Below are 3,695 nucleotides of genomic sequence, written 5' to 3'. Positions count from 1 at the left end.
GTTTGTATATGGTTATTATAAAAATGAAATGCCAGTGTAACAAATCAAGCATAATGATTTCGGCAGAACAACGCAGGTTAGAACTGTTCGCAGTGACGATGTCATTGTATTTAGTTCCGATTACGAGTACGCGGATTGTAAGATTATTAACAAATACCACCTATGGTAATTTGCTTATTATCATAGGAGGCGATTTTATTGTATATTTTTAGCGATTAGCCAAATGAATTTATCTAACAGATAATACATAAAATAGTTTGACTAATATATAATATTGTGTTAAAATTATGCGAAAAGGAGGGTGACAGCTCTATGGAGCAATATATGCCGATAGTGTGGATAGGCTTTGCAATATTTATGTTGCTTTGCGAAGGCTTTACAACACAGCTTGTATCAATATGGTTCGTTCTCGGCTCGGTTTGTGCCGCAATAACAACTATATTCACGAGCGACATAACAATCCAGTCGGCGGTGTTCCTTGCAGTGTCACTTGTTTCGCTTATTGTGACACGACCACTTGTAAAACGCTTTAAAAAGCGTAACAAAACAACGGGAACAAATGCAGACCGCCACATCGGTCAAGTCGGTTTTATGCTCACAGATTTAACCGATATTGACGAAACAGCACAGGCAAAGGTCGGTGCGGAAACTTGGACGGTAAAGTCCGACAAAGCACCGCTTTTAAAAGGAACAAAAGTTAAGGTTCTTGCAATAGAGGGTGTAAAGCTCATTGTAGAACCCGTATCAGAATGAGAGGTAAATAATGTTAGGACTTATTATTTTAGGAATTATCCTTTTAATTTTGCTTATAGTAATCGTAAGCAATGTAAAAGTAGTACCGCAGGCACACGCATATGTAATTGAAAGACTCGGAACATACCATGTAACATGGTCAACAGGACTTCATGTAAAAATTCCGTTCATCGACAAAATCTCAAAGAAAGTTTCACTAAAAGAGCAAGTAATCGACTTCCCTCCACAGCAGCATGGAGTGAATAAAACGATACCTTCTTGTAAATCTTAAAAAGTAAGAGTATATCGAGAAATTGAGAATAATCAATAACATTTACTTATTTAATATTTTTAACATCCGAGCCATTGGGCTCTTTTTTTATGCCTAAAATTCTTGTAAACCCATTTTCGTGTTGCAAGAATGGGTGACAAAAACGGTGGAATAGACAGAGAGATATTGAATTGCTTGAATCATCTCTCAATGTTACATTTTAAGGGGGCATTAATCTCACTTTTCATGAAAAAAACAATCACAATAGAATAAATTATCAAAACGCAAATTGCAATAGTAAATTGAAATAAATTTTTTAAATATCATATTCAGTAAAGTAGAGATTTGTAAGTTACCGCAATTAGGAATGTCGTAACAAGCATTCAGGTAGCGTATATTTTATCTAACTGTGTTTTAAATAGTTCTTTAGCGCTATATCAAGACAATATACATTTAATAACATATTGCTTGTCGTATCGTACCTGCCTAATTTTAATATTCGTTTATATCTACGCCTGATTAAAGCAACTTTTCATATTGTTTATATGAAATTATCACAACGATAGTTTTGACATTCTTTTAAACGATTACCTCACTAAAATAGTGTGAGTGTGTTTTTGTTGAATAATCAAATTTTTAAAAGTGCTACTGTTGTGAAATTGTTATTCTCACAGCTTACTGTAAAATCGCCGGAATATGATTCGGTAATATTTTTTAGGATTTCAATACCAAGTCCCTTATGATTTGGTTTTGTGGATTGTAAATTATCAATGTCATCGGGAATATTATGGTCGCAGTAATTGATGCATTTTACTACAAAGTTATTATCTTTAATTTGCGATGAAAGAATAATAAATACTTTACCTTTATCATTAGAACTAACACAAGACTCTATTGCGTTATCAATTATATTGGTAAACAATCTACAGAGATCTGTGTTTTTGACATTGATGTTATTCGGAACATTCAAGTTGCTTGAAAACTCAATATGATTTGCTTTTATGGTGTCATATTTGTTAATCATAATAATATTGACTAATTCATTGTCACAGAATTTTCTGATTTTGTTGTTCTCAAGAGTTTCGGTCAAATCTTGGATAATTGCGTTTGCTCGTTCACTATTATTATCATTGTTATCATTAACCATAGCTTTTACAACTGTAATCATATTACTGATATCGTGATTCATTTTTCTTGTTTCGGCAATACTTACTTTCATTTTGTTGTAGTATTCAAGTTCTAGTTCGTTCTTTAAATTAGAAAGTTCGAGTGCTTCTTTTAAATCGTGATTTTCAGAATTTACAAGCAAAACTTTGTAAAGTGCGATGTCACATATAACCATACATATGATTGTTGCAATGACAAAAATCCAAAGTATGATATTTGCACTTGTCAGTTCAAAGTTGTTATTGTTATATACGGAAATGGCGATTGCCGAACTGCACATAAGCTGTGAAACTATGATAATATCAAATTGCCACATTCTTGATGAATAATTTTTGTGCTTAAGATTTTTATCAAAAATTTTTTGCATATTAAAAGTAAAATCCAAAGAACAAGAATAGCCACAACATTGCTGAGTACATTTGCAACTTTATCGTCACGCAATGAAAATCCCATAAAAGTAAATAACGCCATAACCGAAAGCTCTGTTATACACATTGAAGCAATGAACAGAACATAGGCTATTGTTTTCTGAGAGATTTTATCGCTGAAACAAGTGAAAAATGTTACGGCAATCACTCCAAATAAAACAATAGGTTTAAATGGATTAGCATTAAATTCCTCGTTTGTTCTGGATAAAAAAGAAATAATCATTGTAAAAACAAAGAACATTCCCATTATAATTTTGTAAATAGGTTTGTCCTTTTTTAATGTAAGCAGTTGCAGTGGATACTGAAGAAAAGTAGCAGTTGTAATTAAGTCTAATATAGTTGCAAAAACAAGTAACATTGTTTATCCTCCGAAATTCATAAGATATAAATTTTTAGCATTTTTAGCGTAAGAATCGCTTATCGGAATAATAGCTCCGTTTGTCAAAGTAAATTGCCCTGATTGATAAGAGGCAATATAATTTGCGTTTACAATATAGCTCTGGTGGCATCTTGCGAAATATTCGGGCAACTCCTTTGGAAAATCAGAAAGTTTTTTGTAGCAACGATAGATTTTGTCGTCGGTGATAATTTCACAAACTCGTTTAGAACTTTGGATGTATAGGATACTGTCAATCGGAATCAGGTGTTCTTTAAAATCATAGGAAATTTTTAATTTTGCAGTTTTTTTCTTATATTCATTTTCAGCCTGTTTAATGAAAAAGTTCAGAATGTTGTACTGAATCGGTTTTTCAAGAAATCCCTGTGGAGTAATATGCTCATAAATATTTTCATAGTACACATTTCCATAGCCTGTTATAAAAATAATTTTTATGTTAGATTGATCTTTTTGAATATCTTCCGCAAGAAAAATTCCGTTGTCATCTTTGAGAACAATGTCAATAATCAACAAATCAATATTTTCTGAATGTATTACATTCAGAGCCTCTTCTCTGTTAATAGAAACAAATACTTCGTGTTTAAACTTATTTTTTATGTATTCTGCAATGCTATTTGCAATTGAAAAATCATCATCACAAACCAATATGTTCATATTTAATTCCCCCTAATTAGCCCATATTGTGAAAGTTTCACTTAAA

Annotated in this window: 4 protein-coding genes and 1 pseudogene; 2 read left to right on the top strand and 3 right to left on the bottom strand. The window is 31.9% G+C overall.

Annotation, left to right across the window (positions count from 1 at the left end):
* Nucleotides 1-312 precede the first annotated feature (312 nt).
* Together RBATCC27255_RS07170 and RBATCC27255_RS07165 are read left to right on the top strand one after the other, a co-directional pair.
* Entirely contained in the window at nucleotides 313-753 is a 441-nt protein-coding gene (locus tag RBATCC27255_RS07170; RefSeq protein ID WP_101029365.1) for an NfeD family protein, read from the top strand.
* A gap of 10 nt (nucleotides 754-763) precedes the next feature.
* A pseudogene (locus RBATCC27255_RS07165) lies at nucleotides 764-982 on the top strand (SPFH domain-containing protein); the annotation flags it as partial.
* Between the two features lie 649 nt (nucleotides 983-1,631).
* On the opposite strand, the gene RBATCC27255_RS07160 reads toward RBATCC27255_RS07165, so the two are convergent.
* Genes RBATCC27255_RS07160 through RBATCC27255_RS07150 form a run of 3 tightly spaced genes read right to left on the bottom strand, consistent with a single transcriptional unit; the run spans nucleotide 1,632 to nucleotide 3,649 of the window.
* Nucleotides 1,632-2,486, bottom strand: coding sequence for a sensor histidine kinase (locus RBATCC27255_RS07160; protein WP_169923289.1), 855 nt, complete (start codon nucleotides 2,484-2,486; stop codon nucleotides 1,632-1,634).
* A complete protein-coding gene (locus RBATCC27255_RS07155; protein ID WP_101029355.1) occupies nucleotides 2,462-2,956 on the bottom strand; it encodes a hypothetical protein in 495 nt (164 codons plus the stop codon). The genes RBATCC27255_RS07160 and RBATCC27255_RS07155 overlap by 25 nt, the downstream gene beginning before the upstream one ends.
* A gap of 3 nt (nucleotides 2,957-2,959) precedes the next feature.
* Nucleotides 2,960-3,649, bottom strand: coding sequence for a LytR/AlgR family response regulator transcription factor (locus tag RBATCC27255_RS07150; protein ID WP_101029356.1), 690 nt, complete (start codon nucleotides 3,647-3,649; stop codon nucleotides 2,960-2,962).
* Nucleotides 3,650-3,695: the final 46 nt, after the last annotated feature.

The organism is Ruminococcus bromii (genome assembly GCF_002834225.1).
Lineage (GTDB): Bacteria > Bacillota > Clostridia > Oscillospirales > Acutalibacteraceae > Ruminococcoides > Ruminococcoides bromii.
Note: the sequence above shows the minus strand (reverse complement) of the source record. Positions and strands in the feature narration are given on the sequence as shown.